Genomic DNA, 17638 nt, shown 5'->3' with positions numbered 1-17638 from the left:
TCGTCAGGCGCGACTCTCATCGTGGCGCTGGGGCATACCCCAAACAGACGCCGGATAGATTTAAGCAAGCCAACCACACCACCCGTTGATCAGTATTGCAAAAATGGGGGTGACCATAGATTTTTATGGGTGGAATATAGAGTCGGGCGCTTCAAAGCCTCGGAAGCCTTCAAAATAAACACCGCAAAACATGTACAAAACAATATTTTTGTACAACTATCAATCCTTGAACCTCAGTACCCCGCCCCACACGATCAAGGAGCCGGTCCATGGCACGCCTACTGGTTTCACTGCTTCTGGTATTGAGCCTGTGCAGTTGCGGCAACGTAGAGGTCGACCACTACGCCGATCAGCAACCGCAGTTGGACCTGGAGCGTTTCTTCAGCAAACCCGTCAAGGCCTGGGGCATATTCCAGAAGCGTTCGGGGGAAGTGACCAAGCGCTTTGAGGTGGATATCGCCAGCCGACGCGAGGGCGATGTGTTGATTCTCGACGAGCGTTTTCTCTACAGCGACGGCACGCGCCAGCAGCGGGTGTGGACGTTGACACCGGATGGCCCCGGGCGCTGGCGCGGGCGCGCGGGGGATGTGGTTGGCGAGGCGATTGGCGAGGTGGCCGGCAACGCATTGCGTTGGCGCTACCGCCTCAACCTGGCGGTGGATGGCTCGGTCTACGAAGTCAGTTTTGACGACTGGATGTACTTGATGGACGAAGACACGTTGATCAACCGTTCGAGCATGTCCAAGTTTGGCGTCGAATGGGGCCAGGTCACGCTGTTCTTTCGTCGCCAATGAACGACCCACTGCGAGGCTGAATCATGAATATGCAAATGCTGACCGAACTGGCCGTGAAGGGTGAGATACGCGAGCTGGAGCTGCTGTCGCTGGAGGGCGGTTTCTACATCGCGCGCGTCAGGCTCGAGCATACGGCGATGACGCTGCTGGACGAGGATGCGAAACCGATGCGTATCGGCTCGACCACGCATTTGCGCGACCTGTTGCAACGGGTTCCGGCGTTTCCTTGTGTGCTGGTGCAGCACTGCGTCCACGATGAAATGTGCGGTACACGTGAAGGCCCCATCGGTGCGTTGCGTATTCCGTTTACGTTGGCCCAGTCCTTCTAGGGTGCATTTCATTCTTTGGCTGGCCTTCCCCTTGGTATGGGTGGGCTGGAAAGGGAAACCTACCGCACGCGATCCTGTGCCGCTTCTGTCAGTAACACCTCCTACACGCTAATTCTCTGCTCCCCACACTCCAAGTCAACGTCGATGGACAGATTCAAACGCCCATAGATCTGAAGGTCAGCGGTCCCGACAACCGCTTTTATATACATATAAAATATGCATAATTAAAACCTTCAGAATTCAATATGACGCCGCGAAAAACACGCTCAATAAAAGCAAGCACAACGGCTTGAGCCGGGCGGATACGGAACCGGTGTTTTATGACGAATCAGCACTGGTATGGCAAACCCATGACCATGACGAGTATCGCTGGTGCATCATCGGGAAGGACGCGAAAGGAAGAACATTGGTGCTCGCCTATACCTATCGGGACCCGAATTTTGTGAGACCTATCAGCGCAAGACTCGCATCCAGAAATGAACGACCGGAAGTATCTGGAGGCTTGAATCATGAAAGACGAATACGACCTCAGCACCACTAAACGCGGCGCTGTCGCCAGCAGTAAAGGCAAAACCCGGATCACCATCATGCTCGACGACTCGGTGATCGAGGCGGCTCGCGAAAGGGCTGAAAATGCCGGTACGGGTTACCAGACCGTCATCAACAACATTCTTCGGCAAGCGCTGATTTCTCAGGATGTTCATGATCTGGCACCCACGCCTAAAAAACCGCTGAAGACACTTCAGGTCATCAACAGCGGAATCAGTCAATCCGAAGTGGAGGCGCTGGAACAGCAATTGATCGCCGTTGCAGGAGAGCTGAATCGCGTGTTGGGTACGCCTAAGCTCGGCAAACAGAAAAACAAACCCTCGCTGTGATAGATAAAGCCCTACGCCCTTCCAAATAAAGACAGCGAGGGGCAAGGCGAACAAGCACCGACTGCCGTAAGCCAAACCCGCTTAAACCTCGTTTCTTAAACTCCTTCGCACCTCCCACACCAACGGCAACGTCACCAGCAACATCCCCGCCAACACCATCACCGCCACCGGCACGCCCAGCGCATCGCCTACGCCCCCCATCAGCACCGGCGCCAGCGCTCCGCCGCCAATGGTGCCGGTGTAGAACAGCGCAAAGGCCCGTTCCCGTTTGCCGGGGCTGACCAGGTCCGGCACGGCGCCGTACAGCACCGACGAGGTGCCATTGAGCACCAGCCCCAACACCGGCAACATCAGCATCAGCCCAGCCAGCGGCAGATACAGCGCGGCGACGATCAGCAGCGCCGTGCTGGTTTCCGTCAGCCAGACGGTTTTCATCATGCCGATACGCACGCCGAGATAGCCGCAGAACAGTTTGCCGAATGCACCGCCGATGAACAGCAGCGTCAACGCCAGGCCGATACCGGCCGTGCCCGCGCCTTTGGCTTGCAGCAGGAACGGCAGGAAGGTGAGAAAACCCATTCGCACGGCGCTGTCGATAGTGCCGGTAAGGATCAATGCGCGCAGGCCGGCCGCGGAGCCGGTTGCGGTGCAAGGCTGGGGCTTGGTTGTGGATGCGGCTGCGTGTGGCTGACCGGGGATCAGCCACCACAGCAACCCCGCCGCCGCCAGGCCGAGCAGCCCCAACAGTGTGGCGCTGGCCCGCCAACTGATCAGCGTGAGCAACAGGCCAACCAGGCCGGGAATCAGGGTTTTGCCGATGTCGCCGGAAAAGTTGTAGTGGGCCAGCGCTTGCTTGACGCCACCACCCTCCTCATACGCGTCCGTGATCATCGAGGATGCCAGCGGGTGCTGGGTGCTGGCGCCCAGGCCGCCAAGCAGCAGCGCCAACAACAGCACGGTCAACCCGCTGGCTTGCCCGACCAACAGGTAAGCGACACCCGCCAGCGCGGTGCCGCCCACCAGCATCGGAGTACGCCCCCAGCGTGTGGCGGCGCGGCTGGCCATCAGTTGGAACACCGCCATCATCCCGGAATAGGCGCCGCGCAACAGGCCGATCTGGACGTAGGACAAGGCGAATTGAGCTTGCCAGATAGGCAGCAGAACGTAGATCACATCGGTGAGGCCATCGTGTACGGCATGGGCGCTGCAGCCGGCGATGAGCGCGCGGCGGCGGGTGGATGTTTCAGCAACAGGCAAAGCGACGGTGTCGTTCATGGTGTGCGGATCAATTGAGGTTTAAGGGGCTTCCAGCCAGTCAAGGCGATCAGCAACGTCAGCAGTTGGAACACGATGATCAGCGCCACACACCCGGCCCAGCCCCAGCGCTCCCAGATCAGCGCCGGGACGACGGCCCCGCAACTGCCGCCCAGGTAGTACGCGGTGAGATAGACCCCCACGGCCCCCGCCTTGTTGTCGCGAGCGCTGCCGGCAATGAACGCATTGGCGGCAGCCTGGGCCAGAAACACACCGGTGGAACTGAGCGCCAGCCCGATCACGATGCACCACAGCGACGGCATCAGGGTCAGCGCCGAGCCGCTGATGCCAAGCACCGCCGCGACACTCAGCAGTTCGGCGGGTGGGCGGGCTTTGCTCAGGCGCCCGGCGATGGGGATCACAACCAGGGCCAGCAAGAACACCATGTACAGCGTTCCCAAGGCCGCAGGCCCCAAGTTAAAAGGCGGTAGGCCAAGGTACAAACCTGCGTAGGTAAACGCCGCAACCTGGGAAAACAGCACGCAAAAACCTACGGCATACGCCGCCACCAAGGGTTTGCGAAACAGCCCCGACGAAAACGCTTCAACCTGCATCGCTCGCGGCCGACCGGCGGGCAGCAGAAACTGGATAAACCCGCCCACCATCAGGCTCAACACGGCCAGCAGCTCAAAGGCTTCGCGCCAGCCCACGTACTCGGTCATCACACCGGTGACGAACCGCCCGGCGAACCCTCCCAACACGGTGCCCGCAACATACAGGCTGGTGACTTCAGTGACGGTCCCACCACGCCAGCGCTCGCCGATATAGGCCACGCTGGTGGCGAATACCACCGGAATCAACATGCCTTCGACAAAGCGCCACATCAGCACTTCGGCGAAGCTATCGGCATAGGCAGTCATCAACGTCGGCAGCGCCAGCAGCAGCGCGGCCGTGCTGATCACGCTGCGCGGCTCCAAGCGTGCGGTCAGGCGGCTGACGAAAGGTGCGCTGATCGCCACCGCCAGCGTGGTCACGGTGATGCTCCAGCCCGCCGTCCTGGCGCTGATCTGAAAGTGCGCGGCAAACGTCTGCAGGATGCTCTGGGTCGCATACAGGTTGAGAAACGCCGCGCAGCCACACAGGAACAGGGCAAGGCGGGCACAATGCAGGCGCGCGTTCATGAAACCTCTCGTTTTATTTTGAAAGGTCTTTATAGAATGGCGGGCGGGGCTTAAACCAATACCGAATTCGCACCGATTGATACCCAAGGATCAGGATGCTCGACCTACGCAAGCTGCGTTACTTTCTGATGGTCGCCGAAGAATTGCATTTCGGCCGCGCCGCCCTGCGTCTGCACCTGGCCCAGCCGCCATTGACCCGGCAGATTTCCGCGCTGGAGGCAGAGCTGGGTTTCAAACTGTTCGATCGCACCAGCCGCACGGTCGCCCTCACCGCCCAGGGCCGGGCGTTTTTGCCCTATGCCCGGGGTGTGCTGGAACAGGTCGAATTGGCCCACGTCATCGCCGGCAAACTCGCGGCCGGAACGGCCGGGCAATTGGCGTTGGGGTATGTCAGTTCAATCGCCCTGTCGGATCTGTTCAGCCAGGCGATCCAGGCTTTCGCGCAACGCTTCCCGGATGTGCAATTGACCCTGGTGGAATGCGCCTCCGGCAGCCTCGGCGCGCAGGTCGCCGATGGGCGGCTGGATATCGGCTTGAGCCGGCTGTTACCGCAAAACGACCACGTGCAGGCGCTGTCGCTGGGCGAAGAGCGGTTGGTGGCGGCGGTATCCAGCGACAGCCCGCTGGCCGAGCAGGCAACCGTCAGCCTGGCGCAGCTCTGCGCGTACCCGGTGATACTGTTTCCCGCGGACTATGGGTCAGGGCTGAACCAGACCGTCGAGCAGCTTTATCGCCAGCATGGCGTGCCCCTGCGCGCGGGGCCAACGGGGCGCCAGATCACCTCGATCATCGCCCTGGTGGCCGCCGGGCAAGGGGTGGCCTTGGTGCCGGCCTGCACGCAGAGCTTGATGAACAAGGGCGTGACGTACAGGCCGTTGGTGGAGGTGGATGCGTGTGCGCGGTTGTTGGTGCTGACCCCGACTGAAAGACCGAGTGCATTGGTTGATGCGTTTCTCTCCGTCATCGGAGAAGCGTCACTCCTGCGAAAACCCCAGTAATACCTCTGACCGACGCCCGTCCTGCGCGCTCATACGCTTGATTCGCCCCCCACCGAACTATCGCTCACCGACCGCTGGTAGGTAGAGTGTTGATAATTTATCTTCAGTGGTTATAGCCACCACCAACACACACCACAAGGAGGTGCTGTGGATAGCCGATATTTAATAGGCCATATCGTCGCCGACGGCTGGTATCTGGTGCGCGTCAGAGGTAGCCATCACCCCTTCAAGCACCCGACGAAACCGGGGCTGGTGACAATTCCTCATCCGAAGAAGGACTTGTTGGACAAGACCGCCAAAAGCATGTTGAAACAGGCACTGCTGAGTTAACTGTCCTTGGAGGACAACGAACGTGCTGTACCCCATCGCAATTTCTACTGGTGACGAAGACCATGCCTGGGGCGTGGAAGTCCCGGACATTCCTGGTTGCTACTCCGTCGGTGACGACTTGGACGACGCCATGGCCATGGCCCGTGAAGCGATTGAAGGCCACTTCGAAATTCTCGCCGAAGACGGTGCGCCGATTCCCAGCGCGCAGAAAGTCACCCTGCATGCAGCCAACCCCAAGTACGCCGGTTGCATGTGGGCAGTGGTGGACATCGATGTCACCAAATACCTGGGCAAGGCGCAGAAACTCAACATCACCCTGCCAGGCTATTTGCTCAATCGTATCGATGAATACGTACTGCACCATCCCGAGGAAAAAAGCCGTTCGGGGTTCCTCGCGTCCGCAGCGCTCAAGGTGCTGCAACAGGATCGATAGCAGCATCTGAATGCCGCCGACAGACTCGTTCCGGCGGAATTTGACCGCAAGAAACGTAGTTTGCCTCCAGGCCGGTGGAACTACCGTAGCGCTGTACCCTTTTACGTCCGTTCTTCGAGGAGCCCGTTGATGGCCTACGAATACACACTCATGCCCTCCCCCGTCGGCGAACTGACCCTGGTGTCCCGCCATGGCAAACTCAGCGCCATCCTATGGGAAACAGAGCGCGCGAACCGTGTACGCCTGGGGGAATTGCGCGAAGTGAAAGACAACCCCGTGCTGTTGGAAACCGAGCGCCAGTTGCAGGAATACTTCGCCGGTGCCCGTCATCGGTTCGAGCTGGAGCTGGACTTCACCGGCACCGACTTTCAGAAACAAGTCTGGCAGGCACTGCTGACCATCCCCTTCGGCGAAACCCGCAGCTACAGCCAGATCGCCCAGCAGATCGGCAACCCGAAAGCCGTGCGCGCCGTGGGCGCGGCCAATGGGCGTAATCCGATCTCGATCATTGCGCCGTGCCATCGGGTCATTGGCGCATCGGGCGGCTTGACCGGGTTTGCCGGCGGGCTTGCGGCCAAGCAGTATCTGCTCGCACTGGAAGGCACAGGCCAGGCGGAACTGCGGTTCTGAGTGCGCCGGCGACCAGGACCGACTTGAACCCGGCATAAAAAAACGGCGGTTGGATGGGCGCCAACCGCCGTTTTGCATATCGAGTGCAAGCCTCAACCGTCGCCTTGACGGCCTTTACCGTAGGTAGATGCCAGGGCGCGGGCCTTTTGCAGACGCTCTTCCAGCTTGGGCAGCGTCTCATCCACCAGCGCTTTTATTTCCGGGACATCCGACGCGGCACCTTCCTGCTTGAACAGCGCGATGGCGTCTTCGTTTTCCTTGACCTGTTGCGCGGTGTAGGCAGCATCGAAGGAATCACCGTCCTTGAGCTCGGGCATGAGGGTTTCGGCTTTGTCGACGATCTTCTCGCGCGGCGCCACGGGCAGGTCGAGCTTCTTGGCGATGGCCGCCAGATGCTGGTTGGCCAGGGTGCGCTCGTTGATCACCTCGATGGTGTAGTCCTTGATTTCCTGGGACGAGGTCTTGGCGTGGGCCATGCGGCTGGTTTCGATATCGGCCATGCCTTTGGCCGAAGCCTGCTCGATGAATTCAGCCGGCGACTGGGCGAAAGCATTGCTGGCGCCGAGGCCCAGCAGCATCGCGAAACTGGCGGTGCGTAACCGGATAGCCATGCGGCTCATGATGGGTTCCTCCAGGGCAAAAATAGGTGCGAGAACATACGCCCCGCTCTGAATTCGAATTTTAACCGCCGCAAAGGTTTAGAAAAAACTTGCCAGTGCGACGAACGGTCGCCGCCTCACGCCGGTTTACTGCCGAACAGGCCCGGCAACGCGTGGGCCAGCGCATTGATGGCGAAGCCGATGAACATCACCCCACAGAGCTTGGTGATGAGGATTTCGTGACGCTGATACACCGTGCGTACCCGCTGCGCGCCCACCACGCCGATCAGAATCGCGTAGGCCAACAGCCCACCGATAAAGCTCAGCAAGATCAACGATGGCAGCATCGCCCAGGTCAGCAACTCGGCACGGCTGGACAGCAAGGCGGTAAACGTGGCGACGGCCACCGGGTAGGCCTTGGGGTTGGTCAGGCCGAACAGGATGCCGTGCCAGAACGGATGCCGCGCCGCGCCCTGAGGTGCCTCACTGCTGCGGCGCTGGGTACGGATCGCGCGCCAGCCCAGCCAGAACAAGTACGCGCCACTGAGCACGCCCAGCACATCGAACGCAGTGCTGCCGACTTCCCGCGCCCCCACGATCGCAATCAGCGCGGTGCTGCACCACAGCACATCGCCGAGCAAATGCCCGCACAGAAAACCGGCCCCGGCGCGACGCCCCCGGGCCGCGCCGATACCGAACACGGCCAACACCCCCGGGCCAGGCGTAATACCGTAGATAAAACCCGAAGCGAGGACGGCGAGCAGCAAGGATGGGGTCATGGGCGTGACTCTGACTGACGGTTGAGAGGTGGAAGGATTCTGCACGTTCCCGCGCTACGGGTAAAACTGCATGCCGGCATAAGGCTTGGCGCGACAGGCTTGCAGGCGCGAGGCCAGATCACCGACATGGGCTTCGAGCTTGTGGCCATCGGGGTCGAGAAAATAGAACGAAGCGCCCTCGCTGCGGTTGTCGCGCCACTCTGCTACGCCGGCGGCTCGCAGGCGTTGCACCAGCGCGGCGAAGTCGCTCGCGCCTACCGTGAAGGCAAAGTGGGTGTATTCAGCCGCCGGCACCGACGGGCGCAGTGGGTCGAGGCACAGGCACAGCCACAAGCCGGGCAATGACAGGTAGGCGCCGTTGTCCCAGGTGGCGTCGAGGCGAAGTTGCAGCAGGTCATGGTAGAAGCTGACGCTGCGCGGCAGATCGGTGACAGCCAGGGTCAAGTGGTTGAGGCCGGTGAGCATGGGGTCGTTCCTGTTAGTGGCAACCTTCGGACAATACACCCTGCACCTGCGCCTTCAACCACTGCAACCCCGAATCCCCACCCCGCCGCGCATGCCACGCCAGCTCAAAGGCGAACGACGGAATATGAAACGGCGGCGGCACCGTCGACAGTTGCTCACGGTCGATGTTGAGCACGCCCCTCGACGAGACGGTCAGGATCAGGTCCGTGCCCTCGATCAACTGCGGCGCCACGCCCCAATGCGGCAGGCTGATCGCCACATGCCGCCGCTCACGGATCACGCTCAGCGCCCGCTCGATTTCCGGGGTGCCGCTGCCGCGCATTTCCAAGAGCACATGGGGCCGCGACAGGTAGGTGGGCAGGTCGAGCGTGCCGCTGGGTGGCAGGCTGGCGCGGTCGACCAGGCAGGTGTAATGCTCTTCGAATAACGGCGTAGTACGCAATTCAGCAGGCATGTCAGGGAAGACCCCGGCAGCCAGGTCGATATCGCCGCTGAGCACGCCGTCCACCATGCCTTCGCGGCTGGCCTGGATGATCTGCAGATCGATGCCGGGCGCTTCACGGCGCAAGGTTCGCACCAGCCCCGGCAGAAAAATCGCCGCGCTGTAGTCCGACATCGCCACGCGAAACTTGCGCGTGGCCGAGGCCGGATCAAAGCGATTCGGCGCCAGCAGCGCCTGCACCTGGGCCAAGGCCTGCGCCAACGGTATCGCCAACTCCAGCGCGCGGGCAGTCGGCAGCAACCTGCCGCCGTGACGCACCAGCAGCGGATCACCAAGCATGTCGCGCAGGCGCGCCAGAGCGTGGCTGACCGCCGGCTGGCTCAGGTGCAAACGTGCAGCGGCGCGAGTGACGTGCTGCTCGCTGAGCAAGGCGTCGAGGATCACCAACAGGTTGAGATCGATGCGGCGCAGATCATTCATCAGCTGCATGCCCTGCATAAAAACTTGGAATTTAAATTTGCGCGACGAATAGCCTAGAGTCCAGCAAAACCTCTGGGAGATTCAACATGACGACGTTGCAGTGGGCAGGTTTATTGCTTTTGGCGGTGATCGCCGGGGCGGTGGTGCCGTTTCAAAGCGCGATCAATGCCAACCTCGGACGCGGGCTCGGTCACCCGTTGTGGGCAACGCTGGCGTCGTTGCTGGTGAGCATCATCGTGCTGCTGCCAGTGATCATCGCCTTGCGCCTGCCGTTGCCGAGCCTGGCGTTTATCGGCAAGGCGCCGCTGTGGATGTGGGCCGGCGGTGCATTTGGCGTGTGCTTTATCTCGTTGGCGTTGATGCTGCTGCCCAAGCTGGGCGCATCGGGCTTTATCGCGCTGGCCATGGCCGGGCAACTTCTCGCCTCGCTGCTGCTCGATCACTTCGGCCTGTTCGGCCTGGTGGAACGCCCGCTGACAACGCCCCGGGTACTGGGCGCGTTGCTGTTGATCGGTGGCGTCGCATTGATTCAGTTCAGCGCCACCCCCGCCCGCGCACTCGCGACGGCGAGCTGATCAGCGGTTGTTCATAGAGGCCAGGCGATGGATCTCGGCTTGCTCCACCACCGGCTGTGGTGCGCCGTGACGCACCGCCGCCAACATCGCACGGCCAACGGTCTCGGTGCTGACTACCCAACCTGGCTTTATCCGACGCACCAACGAGAGCAACGGCCCGAGTACCGTATAGAACAACGCGTACAACGGCGTCTTCGAACGCACGTCGTGCAACGGCTGAATCAGCCCCGGCCGGAACACATACACCGCCTTGAACGGCAGGCGCAGCAAGGCATTTTCGGTCTTGCCCTTGACCCGCGCCCACATCGACTGGCTCGTTTCGGAACTGTCGGTGCCGGCGCCGGACACATAGATAAACGTCATTTGCGGATTGAGCCGCGCCAGGGTGCTGGCGGCGACCAGGGTCAGATCATAGGTGAGATGGGTGTAGCGGGTTTCATTCATCCCTGCCGATGAAACACCGAGGCAAAAGAAGCAGGCATCGAAACCTTGCAGCAAGTTCTCCAGAGCCTGCAAATCCAGCATGTCCGCGTGCAGCACCTGATGCAGTTTGGCGTGCTCCAGGGTCAACGGCGTGCGGCCGACGGCGACGACTTCCTGCACGTCGGCGGCCAGCAGGCACTCGCGCAGAACGCCTTGACCGATCATGCCAGTGGCACCGAATAACAGAACTCTCATCAAATCCTCCTTCATCCCGCTAGATTTACCTAGCCGACAGACAAGTCTTTTGAACGCTATCGGCACATCCGTTTGCACGCTGACACCTTACCTAATCGCGTGACGCACAACCTGAATAAATTGCATGCCCCCACGAAAACGCCACACTCTAATACTCCTCTGACGCAAAGGGCACAGATTAGAAAGCGTCTATCGAGACATCTATTCGCCATCATAAAAAGTAGGACCTTACTCACACAAATAACTCCATTTTGAGTTACGAGCACGGGAAATGTCTGACTTATTTCACAATGGTTTCCCCGCTACTGTTTTCCGCCAACGCCCAAGGACGAATAGGCAAATGGAAAACACATCATTCACAAACAAATTTTCAAACTACAAAAAACTAATTGAGCTGGCTGAAACAGATTGGCACTTTGCAAAGACAGGCAGAATATGCGAACTCAACGTCACCATCAAAAACAACAACTACCTGACCGACCAGCACGGACGTGAATTCCATCACTTCTGCACAACCTCATATCTCGGCCTTGATTATCATCAAGACATAATAGAGGGAGCGATTTGCGGAATAAGGGAGGCTAAAACCCTCCGAATTGCAAACTCAAAAAACCGATGCAAACTTGAAATCCTGGAACGGTACGAACAGGAGCTTTCGACTCTCTTCGACTCCATCTGCTTGAGTACTTTATCGTGCAGTTCAGCCAGCTCGGGGCTACTCCCCTTGCTCGCCAGCGGAGTGCTTACAAATAACTGTTCGCCAACAATGGTTTTCGACAAGCATTCTCACTATTCCATGAACCATATCAAAGCCTCATGCGCTGATGAGACCGAAGTTAAAACAGCGCCACATAATGACCTTTCCTTCATTGAGGAATTATGTAAAAAACGAAAAAAAGTCGCCTATGTATGCGATGGAATATATAGCATGGGTGGAATAGCGGACATCGATGGGTTACTTTATTTGAAATCGCGTTACGGACTATTTCTTTACATGGACGACTCCCATGCGCTATCGGCATTCGGAGAGAGAGGAAGAGGTTTCATCCGGCCGCGCATACAAACGCTAGACGATCAGACGTTAATTGTAGCCTCTCTAGGTAAATCCTTTGGTGCTAGTGGGGGGTTAATCATGTTTGGTAGCGAAAGACAAAAGAGCCTGATGCACCGATACGGAGGCCCTAGCAACTGGTCTCAAAGCCTAAATTCGGCAGCTATAGGTGCAGGACTAGCCTCAATAAAAATACATCAAACGGAAGAACTGTGTTCACTTCAAGAGAAACTCCTACTCAACATAAAATTATTTGACAGCCTGATACATACCGACCAATCCGGTACAGATGCTGCAATACGGCTGATCACCTGTGGCAAAGCGGAAAAAGCAAACACCCTCACCATTCATCTTGCGGAAAAAGGCTTTTTTACATCCTCCGTATTTTTCCCAGTGGTGCCAAGAGGAAAAGCTGCAATACGCGTCACTCTTCGAGCAGACATGGACCCTGCGACAATAATATTATTTTGCTCGTACCTCACCACTCTACTGAACAAGCACGAAATCAATAATTAACACTCACATCAGCTAAAAAACAACATTCACTTACTCGCATTGATTATTAACCCCTCTAAAAACCAGGCACCTGTGAACACCACGATAATCAGATAAGACGCATAACAATCCCCTTGAAACCTGGAGTGAAGGACAATACTTATTGAAAAATACCACCCCCCTAGCCCTCGCCTGCAGCGCCGCATTCCTTTCCCAAGTGGGCATCAGCAGCTACCTGCCGGCAGTCCCGGCCATCGCCCAGTCTCTACCGGCCGCCGAAGATCAGGTCGCCCTGGCCTTGGCAGCATATCTGGTGGGCATGGCACTTCCGATGTTGCTGTGGGGCAGCCTGGGCGAACGCTTTGGCAGAAAGCCGGTGTTGCTGGTGGCGCTGGCGGTGTATGCGTCGGCGAGTGTCGCGATTGCGTCGGCGTTCAATGTTGAGTCTTTTCTGGCACTGCGCCTGATTCAAGGCCTGGGCGCGGGCGGCATATCGGTGATGGCGCGAGTATTGGTGCGGGACAGTTTCAGCGGCACGCTGTTGGCCAAAGGCTTGTCGTGGTTGGGGATGACCTTTGTGATCGCCCTGGGCATCGGCCAATTCCTGGGTTCGCTGTTGCAGGCAGCATTTGGCTGGAAGGCGATCTTTTATAGCCTAGCGATCGGCGCCGTCATATTAATGCTGGTGTTGCCGCGCGTGATTTTTCCAACATTGGTGAAGGCCGATTCGTCGGCGTCAGCCTGGCGCATTTACACCCAGATTCTGCGACACCCCGCGTTCCTGCATGCAGCATTAGCGGGTGGGTTGGGTTATGCGGTGATCATTGCGTTCAACACCTGTGCGCCGATGATTCTGCAGGGGCGTTTCGAGTGGAGTGCCGCGCAGTACGGCTGGCTGGGCTGGCCGATCAGCGGGGCGTATCTGGCGGGAGCGTTGATGGTCAATCGCTTCGTCGCGCACACGGGCCGTTTGATGATGATGGGCTGGGGCGTGGGGTTAGTGTTGCTCGGCACAGCGATCATGCTGCTTGGCAGTGTGTTTGCCAGCGGGCTCGCATTGCTGCTGTGGTTACCGTATTGCCTGGCGGTGCTGGGGCAATCAATGAGTTACCCCATCAGTTTGTCCGTGGCCAATGATGAGTCACCGATCAGCGGCTCCTACGCCATGGCGTTGAGCGGCTTTATGCATCAGTTGATAGCGGCATTGATCGGTGGTGTGGCAAGCCTGCTAGTGAGTCAGCAGGCATGGCCGTTGGCGCTGTTGTGCGTGGCCTTGGCGGGCGGCGCATGTGCGTGTGTCGCCTGCTGCCGGTCGGATCAGAACGCGCTGCGGAAAATCTCCTCAATCTGACGCTGATCAGCCCGGCGTGGGTTGGTCAGGCCGCAGGCGTCTTTCAACGCGTTGGTGGCCAGCAGCGGAATGTCCTGCAACTTGGCGCCCAGTTCGCGCAGGCCGGCGGGGATGTCGACGTCCTGGGACAGGGTACGGATGGCGGCGATGGCGGCTTGGGCGCCCTCTTCCGGCGAGTTGCCGTTGATGTCCGCACCCAGCGCACGGCCGACGTCGCTCAAGCGCTTGGCACTGACGCTGGCGTTGAAACTCTGCACATGGGGCAGCAATACCGCGTTGCACACGCCGTGGGGCAAGTCGTACAGGCCGCCCAGTTGGTGGGCCATGGCATGCACGAAACCCAGGGAGGCGTTGTTGAACGCCATGCCGGCGAGGAACTGCGCATAGGCCATGTTTTCCCGCGCGGCCTTGTCGGTGCCGTCGCGTACCGCCAGGCGCAGGTTGGCGCTGATCAGTTCGATGGCCTTGATCGCGCAGGCGTCGGTGATCGGCGTGGCGGCGGTGGATACGTAGGCTTCGATGGCGTGGGTCAGGGCGTCCATGCCGGTGGCGGCGGTGAGGCCCTTGGGCATGCCGACCATCAGCGACGGGTCGTTGACCGACAACAGCGGCGTGACGTTGCGGTCGACGATGGCCATTTTCACGTGACGGGTTTCGTCGGTGATGATGCAGAAACGGGTCATCTCGCTGGCGGTGCCGGCGGTGGTGTTGATGGCCACCAGCGGCAGTTGCGGCTTGCTCGATTGATCGACGCCTTCGTAGTCGCCGATATGCCCGCCATTGGTCGCGCACAGTGCGATGCCCTTGGCGCAGTCATGGGGCGAGCCGCCGCCCAGGGACACCACGAAATCACAGGCGCTCTGCTGCAACAGCGCGAGGCCTTTCTCGACGTTGTCCACATTGGGGTTGGGCTTGGCGCCGTCGTAGATCACCGAATCGATGTCCTGCATCGCCAGTTTCTCGGCGATCATGCTGGCCACGCCCGCCTTCGCCAGGCCGGCGTCGGTAACGATCAGGGCCTTGCGAAAACCGTAGTTGCGAATGGCGACCATCGCGTCGTCAAGGCAGTCAGTGCCCATGATGTTAACGGCGGGGATGAAGAAGGTACTGCTCATGGCGAATCCTCAGAGGCGTTATGCCGACAGCATCAACGTTCATCACAGGGCCCACCTTGATCAGGATCAACCCTCGCTCGTGATAAAGTCACCGACCCGCCGATTTCGAGTAGACCCGCCGCGATGAAGGATTTTCAGGATATTGACGCCCACCTTGAAGACTGGAGCGCACTGCGCAGCGCCATCGACTTCAGTGGAATTCTGATCGGCAACGGCGCCAGCCGAGCGATTTGGGAAGACTTTGCCTACGACTCGCTGTTCGAAAACGCACGCACCGTTGAAGAAAAACCCTTGAGCCAATCCGAGCTGAGCGTGTTCGACGCCCTGCAGACCCGCAGTTTCGAGCAGGCCCTGAGCGCGCTGAAGACCACCAGCCGGGTCAACAAAGCCCTGGCGGTCAGTTCGGCGGCGCCGCGCAATCGCTACTATGCGATCAAGGAAGCATTGATCAATACCATCCACGCCGTACACATCCCGTGGCGCCTGGTGCAGCCGTCGACATTGGCGACGATCAACGCGGAACTGGCCAGCTACTCCACGGTATTCACCAGCAACTACGACTTGCTCAACTACTGGGCGATCCTGCACACCCCCGGCATCGACGACCTGTTCCGCAGCGCCGACGCCAGCTTCGACCTGCGCGACACCCGCACCGACGCCACGCGCATCCTTTACCTGCACGGCGGCCTGCACCTGGTGCGCAACCTCGACGGCACCGCACGCAAATTGCCGACCACCGACAGCACCCTGCTCAGCAGTTTTGCGATCAACAACACGATCAAGACCCTGGACGATGTGCCGTTGTTTGTCAGCGAGGGCAAGGTAGAAGAGAAGCTCAAGACCATCCGCAGCTCCGATTATCTGTCGTTCTGCTACGAGCAGTTACTCGGCCATGAAGGGGCGCTGTGCATCTTCGGCCACGACCTGGGAGCGCAGGATAAACACTTGGTGGATGCAATTCGCCAGGCCCGGGTGACGACCCTGGCGATCGCGGTATCGGGGCGCAGCGATGGGTTTATCCGCCAGCAGAAGCGGCGGTATTCGCAGTTGTTCGATGGCAGCAGCGTGGCGTTGAGATTCTTTGCCGCGCGCAGCCATGCGCTGGGGCATCCGGCACTGTCGGTGCCGGTCGAACGCTGAGGTCCTGAGCCGCTTGCGCAGGATCAGTGTATTTGCCTGGAGACAAACGACAATAATTCTCGATATCATTCACGACTTTTCTACATCGTGCTTCGCCAAGAAGGATATCCATGTCGCGTCCCAAATCCGACCCGCTGTCGGACGATGCCTTTCGCGGGTTTTATGCAGACATTCTGTATTTCCTGCGCAAGCGCACGGACAACGCCAGCGACGCGGCAGACATGACCCAGGATGTCTTCACCCAATGGCTGGACTACCGCGACCGGGCCAAGGTCGAGCAGCCACGGGCGTTTCTGTTCCAGATGGCGCGCAACCTGTTGCGCGATCACTGGCGCAAACAGAAGGTACGGCAGGCCGTCCACGCCGATCAGGTTGAAAGGGATGCCGAGCCGGTCATTGACGAGCACAACCCGCCGATGGCCGCCGCGCTTCGCTTGCAACGCCTGGAACAGTTGAAAGAAGTCCTCGCCGAACTCTCGCCGCGCAGGCGAGAAGCCCTTATGCTGCATCGCTTCGAAGGCTTGAGCCAGGCGCAGATCGCCGAGCGCATGGGTATTTCGACCAGCATGGTGGAAAAGCACATCGCTTTTGCCCTGCTGCATTGCAAGCGACGCCTTCAACCTGACCCCGGCACGGAGCAGCCAGCATGAACCGCCTGAGCGACATCGACGCCCCGGACATCGAAACGAGCGACGCCGTCGATGCCCAAGCCGCCAGCTGGTTTGCACGCAACCGCAACGCCACCGCACGCGCCGACCGCAAGGCCTTCGCCGCCTGGCAGGCGGTGCCGGCCCATGCCCAAGCCTATGCCGAGTTCGAACAACTGTGGGCCGACCTCGCCCAGTTGCAGCAACTGAACACGCCCGTGGCGCTGCCCAAGCGCACCGCCGTGATCTGGCGCCCGGCCCTGGCCGTGGCGGCCGCCCTGCTCTGCGCGGTACTGACCACGCCCCTCGGCGCGCCGCGCGAGTTGTATCACACCCAGGTCGCAGCCCACGCCAAGGGCATGCGTACCCTGAACCTGCCCGATGGCAGCCGCCTCTACGTGAATGCCAACACCCGCCTGCGCGTGGACTTCAGCGCCCACCAACGCATCGTTCACCTGGACAAGGGCCAGCTGTATATCGAAGTGGCGGCCGACAAGGAACGGCCGCTGTACGTGCAAGCCGGCGAAGCGACGGTGCGCGTGGTGGGCACCGCTTTCGATGTGCGACGCGGCCAGCAGCAACTGGTGGTGAGTGTTGCCCACGGCCAGGTGGCGTTCGCGCCGGATGCGACCAAACCGGTCGCGTTGCTCGGCGCCCAGCAACGCGCCAGCTTCGACTACGCCAAGGGCACCGTGCAACAACAAACCCTCACCGCCGAGGAAGTTGCCGACTGGCGCAGCGGGCATTTGTCGTTCCGCAATCGCGAGCTGGCCAGCCTGATCGATGAGTTGAGTTTGTACCGTCCCCAACCCCCGCTGCAGGTGAGTCACGCCGTGGCGCACCTGAAGGTGTCAGGCAACCTGGATGTGCATGACCCGGATGCCTTGCTCAACGCCCTGCCCGCCTTGTTGCCGGTGAAAACCGTGACCTCGGCCGATGGCATTGTCCGGATCGAACCCCGAAAATAGCCTCGAAGCAGACACATGAGAATATT

General features: G+C 59.8%; 22 protein-coding genes and 1 pseudogene. 15 read left to right on the top strand and 8 right to left on the bottom strand.

Going from position 1 to position 17638, the window contains the following annotated elements:
* The 5 genes and pseudogenes from TU80_RS33215 to TU80_RS14660 form a co-directional block, all read left to right on the top strand.
* A partial coding sequence (locus TU80_RS33215) for a hypothetical protein (RefSeq protein WP_211271285.1) occupies positions 1-306 on the top strand: 306 nt, incomplete at its 5' end.
* Positions 270-794: a DUF3833 domain-containing protein gene (locus TU80_RS14670; RefSeq protein ID WP_057004766.1), complete on the top strand. Its 525-nt coding sequence runs from the start codon at positions 270-272 to the stop codon at positions 792-794. The genes TU80_RS33215 and TU80_RS14670, both read left to right, overlap by 37 nt.
* Before the next feature lie 23 nt (positions 795-817).
* Complete coding sequence (locus TU80_RS14665) at positions 818-1123, top strand: DUF6482 family protein (RefSeq protein WP_017844869.1); 306 nt, start codon at positions 818-820, stop codon at positions 1121-1123.
* A gap of 223 nt (positions 1124-1346) precedes the next feature.
* A pseudogene (locus tag TU80_RS31585) lies at positions 1347-1629 on the top strand (BrnT family toxin).
* 3 nt (positions 1630-1632) lie between these two features.
* Positions 1633-2001, top strand: coding sequence for a BrnA antitoxin family protein (locus TU80_RS14660; RefSeq protein ID WP_057004765.1), 369 nt, complete (start codon positions 1633-1635; stop codon positions 1999-2001).
* Positions 2002-2082: 81 nt separating this feature from the next.
* Here TU80_RS14660 and TU80_RS14655 read toward each other — a convergent pair whose 3' ends face one another.
* Together TU80_RS14655 and TU80_RS14650 are read right to left on the bottom strand one after the other, a co-directional pair.
* Complete coding sequence (locus tag TU80_RS14655) at positions 2083-3276, bottom strand: MFS transporter (protein WP_057004764.1); 1194 nt, start codon at positions 3274-3276, stop codon at positions 2083-2085.
* Positions 3273-4436 (bottom strand): MFS transporter, encoded by a 1164-nt coding sequence (locus TU80_RS14650; protein WP_057004763.1) that lies wholly within the window; start codon positions 4434-4436, stop codon positions 3273-3275. Before TU80_RS14650 ends, TU80_RS14655 begins: the two co-directional genes overlap by 4 nt.
* Before the next feature lie 95 nt (positions 4437-4531).
* On the opposite strand from TU80_RS14650, the gene TU80_RS14645 reads away from it, so the two are divergent.
* From TU80_RS14645 to TU80_RS14630, 4 genes are all read left to right on the top strand, one after another.
* Positions 4532-5434, top strand: a complete 903-nt coding sequence (locus TU80_RS14645; RefSeq protein ID WP_046384393.1) for a LysR family transcriptional regulator — start codon at positions 4532-4534, stop codon at positions 5432-5434.
* Between the two features lie 147 nt (positions 5435-5581).
* Positions 5582-5764 carry a type II toxin-antitoxin system HicA family toxin gene (locus TU80_RS14640; protein WP_057004762.1) on the top strand — a complete coding sequence of 61 codons (183 nt, stop codon included), beginning with the start codon at positions 5582-5584 and terminating at the stop codon, positions 5762-5764.
* Between the two features lie 22 nt (positions 5765-5786).
* Positions 5787-6197, top strand: a complete 411-nt coding sequence (locus TU80_RS14635; protein ID WP_057004761.1) for a type II toxin-antitoxin system HicB family antitoxin — start codon at positions 5787-5789, stop codon at positions 6195-6197.
* Between the two features lie 129 nt (positions 6198-6326).
* Positions 6327-6827: a methylated-DNA--[protein]-cysteine S-methyltransferase gene (locus tag TU80_RS14630; protein WP_046490294.1), complete on the top strand. Its 501-nt coding sequence runs from the start codon at positions 6327-6329 to the stop codon at positions 6825-6827.
* Positions 6828-6919: 92 nt separating this feature from the next.
* Here TU80_RS14630 and TU80_RS14625 read toward each other — a convergent pair whose 3' ends face one another.
* From TU80_RS14625 to TU80_RS14610, 4 genes are all read right to left on the bottom strand, one after another.
* Positions 6920-7447, bottom strand: a complete 528-nt coding sequence (locus TU80_RS14625; protein WP_017844866.1) for a DUF4142 domain-containing protein — start codon at positions 7445-7447, stop codon at positions 6920-6922.
* A gap of 116 nt (positions 7448-7563) precedes the next feature.
* Positions 7564-8205 (bottom strand): LysE family translocator, encoded by a 642-nt coding sequence (locus TU80_RS14620; RefSeq protein ID WP_046384396.1) that lies wholly within the window; start codon positions 8203-8205, stop codon positions 7564-7566.
* 54 nt (positions 8206-8259) lie between these two features.
* The gene (gene fos, locus TU80_RS14615) at positions 8260-8670 is read right to left on the bottom strand and encodes a fosfomycin resistance glutathione transferase (protein ID WP_017844864.1); all 411 of its coding nucleotides are present in this window, start codon (positions 8668-8670) and stop codon (positions 8260-8262) included.
* Positions 8671-8683: 13 nt separating this feature from the next.
* A complete protein-coding gene (locus tag TU80_RS14610; RefSeq protein ID WP_376740634.1) occupies positions 8684-9601 on the bottom strand; it encodes a LysR family transcriptional regulator in 918 nt (305 codons plus the stop codon).
* A 77-nt stretch (positions 9602-9678) separates the two neighbouring features.
* On the opposite strand from TU80_RS14610, the gene TU80_RS14605 reads away from it, so the two are divergent.
* Positions 9679-10167 carry a DMT family transporter gene (locus tag TU80_RS14605; RefSeq protein ID WP_057004760.1) on the top strand — a complete coding sequence of 163 codons (489 nt, stop codon included), beginning with the start codon at positions 9679-9681 and terminating at the stop codon, positions 10165-10167.
* Here the strand turns inward: TU80_RS14605 and TU80_RS14600 are convergent, their stop codons facing one another.
* Positions 10168-10845 carry an NAD(P)H-binding protein gene (locus TU80_RS14600; RefSeq protein WP_057004759.1) on the bottom strand — a complete coding sequence of 226 codons (678 nt, stop codon included), beginning with the start codon at positions 10843-10845 and terminating at the stop codon, positions 10168-10170.
* 340 nt (positions 10846-11185) lie between these two features.
* Here TU80_RS14600 and TU80_RS31580 point away from each other — a divergent pair, with 340 nt between their 5' ends.
* Both TU80_RS31580 and TU80_RS14595 read left to right on the top strand, forming a co-directional pair.
* Positions 11186-12412, top strand: coding sequence for an aminotransferase class I/II-fold pyridoxal phosphate-dependent enzyme (locus TU80_RS31580; protein ID WP_079443023.1), 1227 nt, complete (start codon positions 11186-11188; stop codon positions 12410-12412).
* Positions 12413-12554: 142 nt separating this feature from the next.
* Positions 12555-13742, top strand: a complete 1188-nt coding sequence (locus TU80_RS14595) for an MFS transporter (protein ID WP_046384401.1) — start codon at positions 12555-12557, stop codon at positions 13740-13742.
* Here TU80_RS14595 and yiaY read toward each other — a convergent pair.
* On the bottom strand, positions 13709-14857 hold the full coding sequence (gene yiaY / locus TU80_RS14590; protein WP_017844859.1) for an L-threonine dehydrogenase: 1149 nt from the start codon (positions 14855-14857) through the stop codon (positions 13709-13711). The two genes, TU80_RS14595 and yiaY, sit on opposite strands and share 34 nt — an antisense overlap.
* Before the next feature lie 123 nt (positions 14858-14980).
* Here yiaY and TU80_RS14585 point away from each other — a divergent pair, with 123 nt between their 5' ends.
* The 3 genes from TU80_RS14585 to TU80_RS14575 all read left to right on the top strand — a co-directional run bounded on the left by TU80_RS14585 (position 14981) and on the right by TU80_RS14575 (position 17612).
* Positions 14981-15997, top strand: coding sequence for a DUF4917 family protein (locus TU80_RS14585; RefSeq protein WP_057004758.1), 1017 nt, complete (start codon positions 14981-14983; stop codon positions 15995-15997).
* Between the two features lie 110 nt (positions 15998-16107).
* On the top strand, positions 16108-16647 hold the full coding sequence (locus tag TU80_RS14580; RefSeq protein ID WP_017844857.1) for an RNA polymerase sigma factor: 540 nt from the start codon (positions 16108-16110) through the stop codon (positions 16645-16647).
* Positions 16644-17612 (top strand): FecR family protein, encoded by a 969-nt coding sequence (locus TU80_RS14575; protein WP_057004757.1) that lies wholly within the window; start codon positions 16644-16646, stop codon positions 17610-17612. The genes TU80_RS14580 and TU80_RS14575 overlap by 4 nt, the downstream gene beginning before the upstream one ends.
* Positions 17613-17638: the final 26 nt, after the last annotated feature.

It is taken from the genome of Pseudomonas veronii (genome assembly GCF_001439695.1).
GTDB classification, from domain to species: Bacteria; Pseudomonadota; Gammaproteobacteria; order Pseudomonadales; family Pseudomonadaceae; genus Aquipseudomonas; species Aquipseudomonas veronii.
This window is presented reverse-complemented; position numbering and strand designations above follow the sequence as displayed.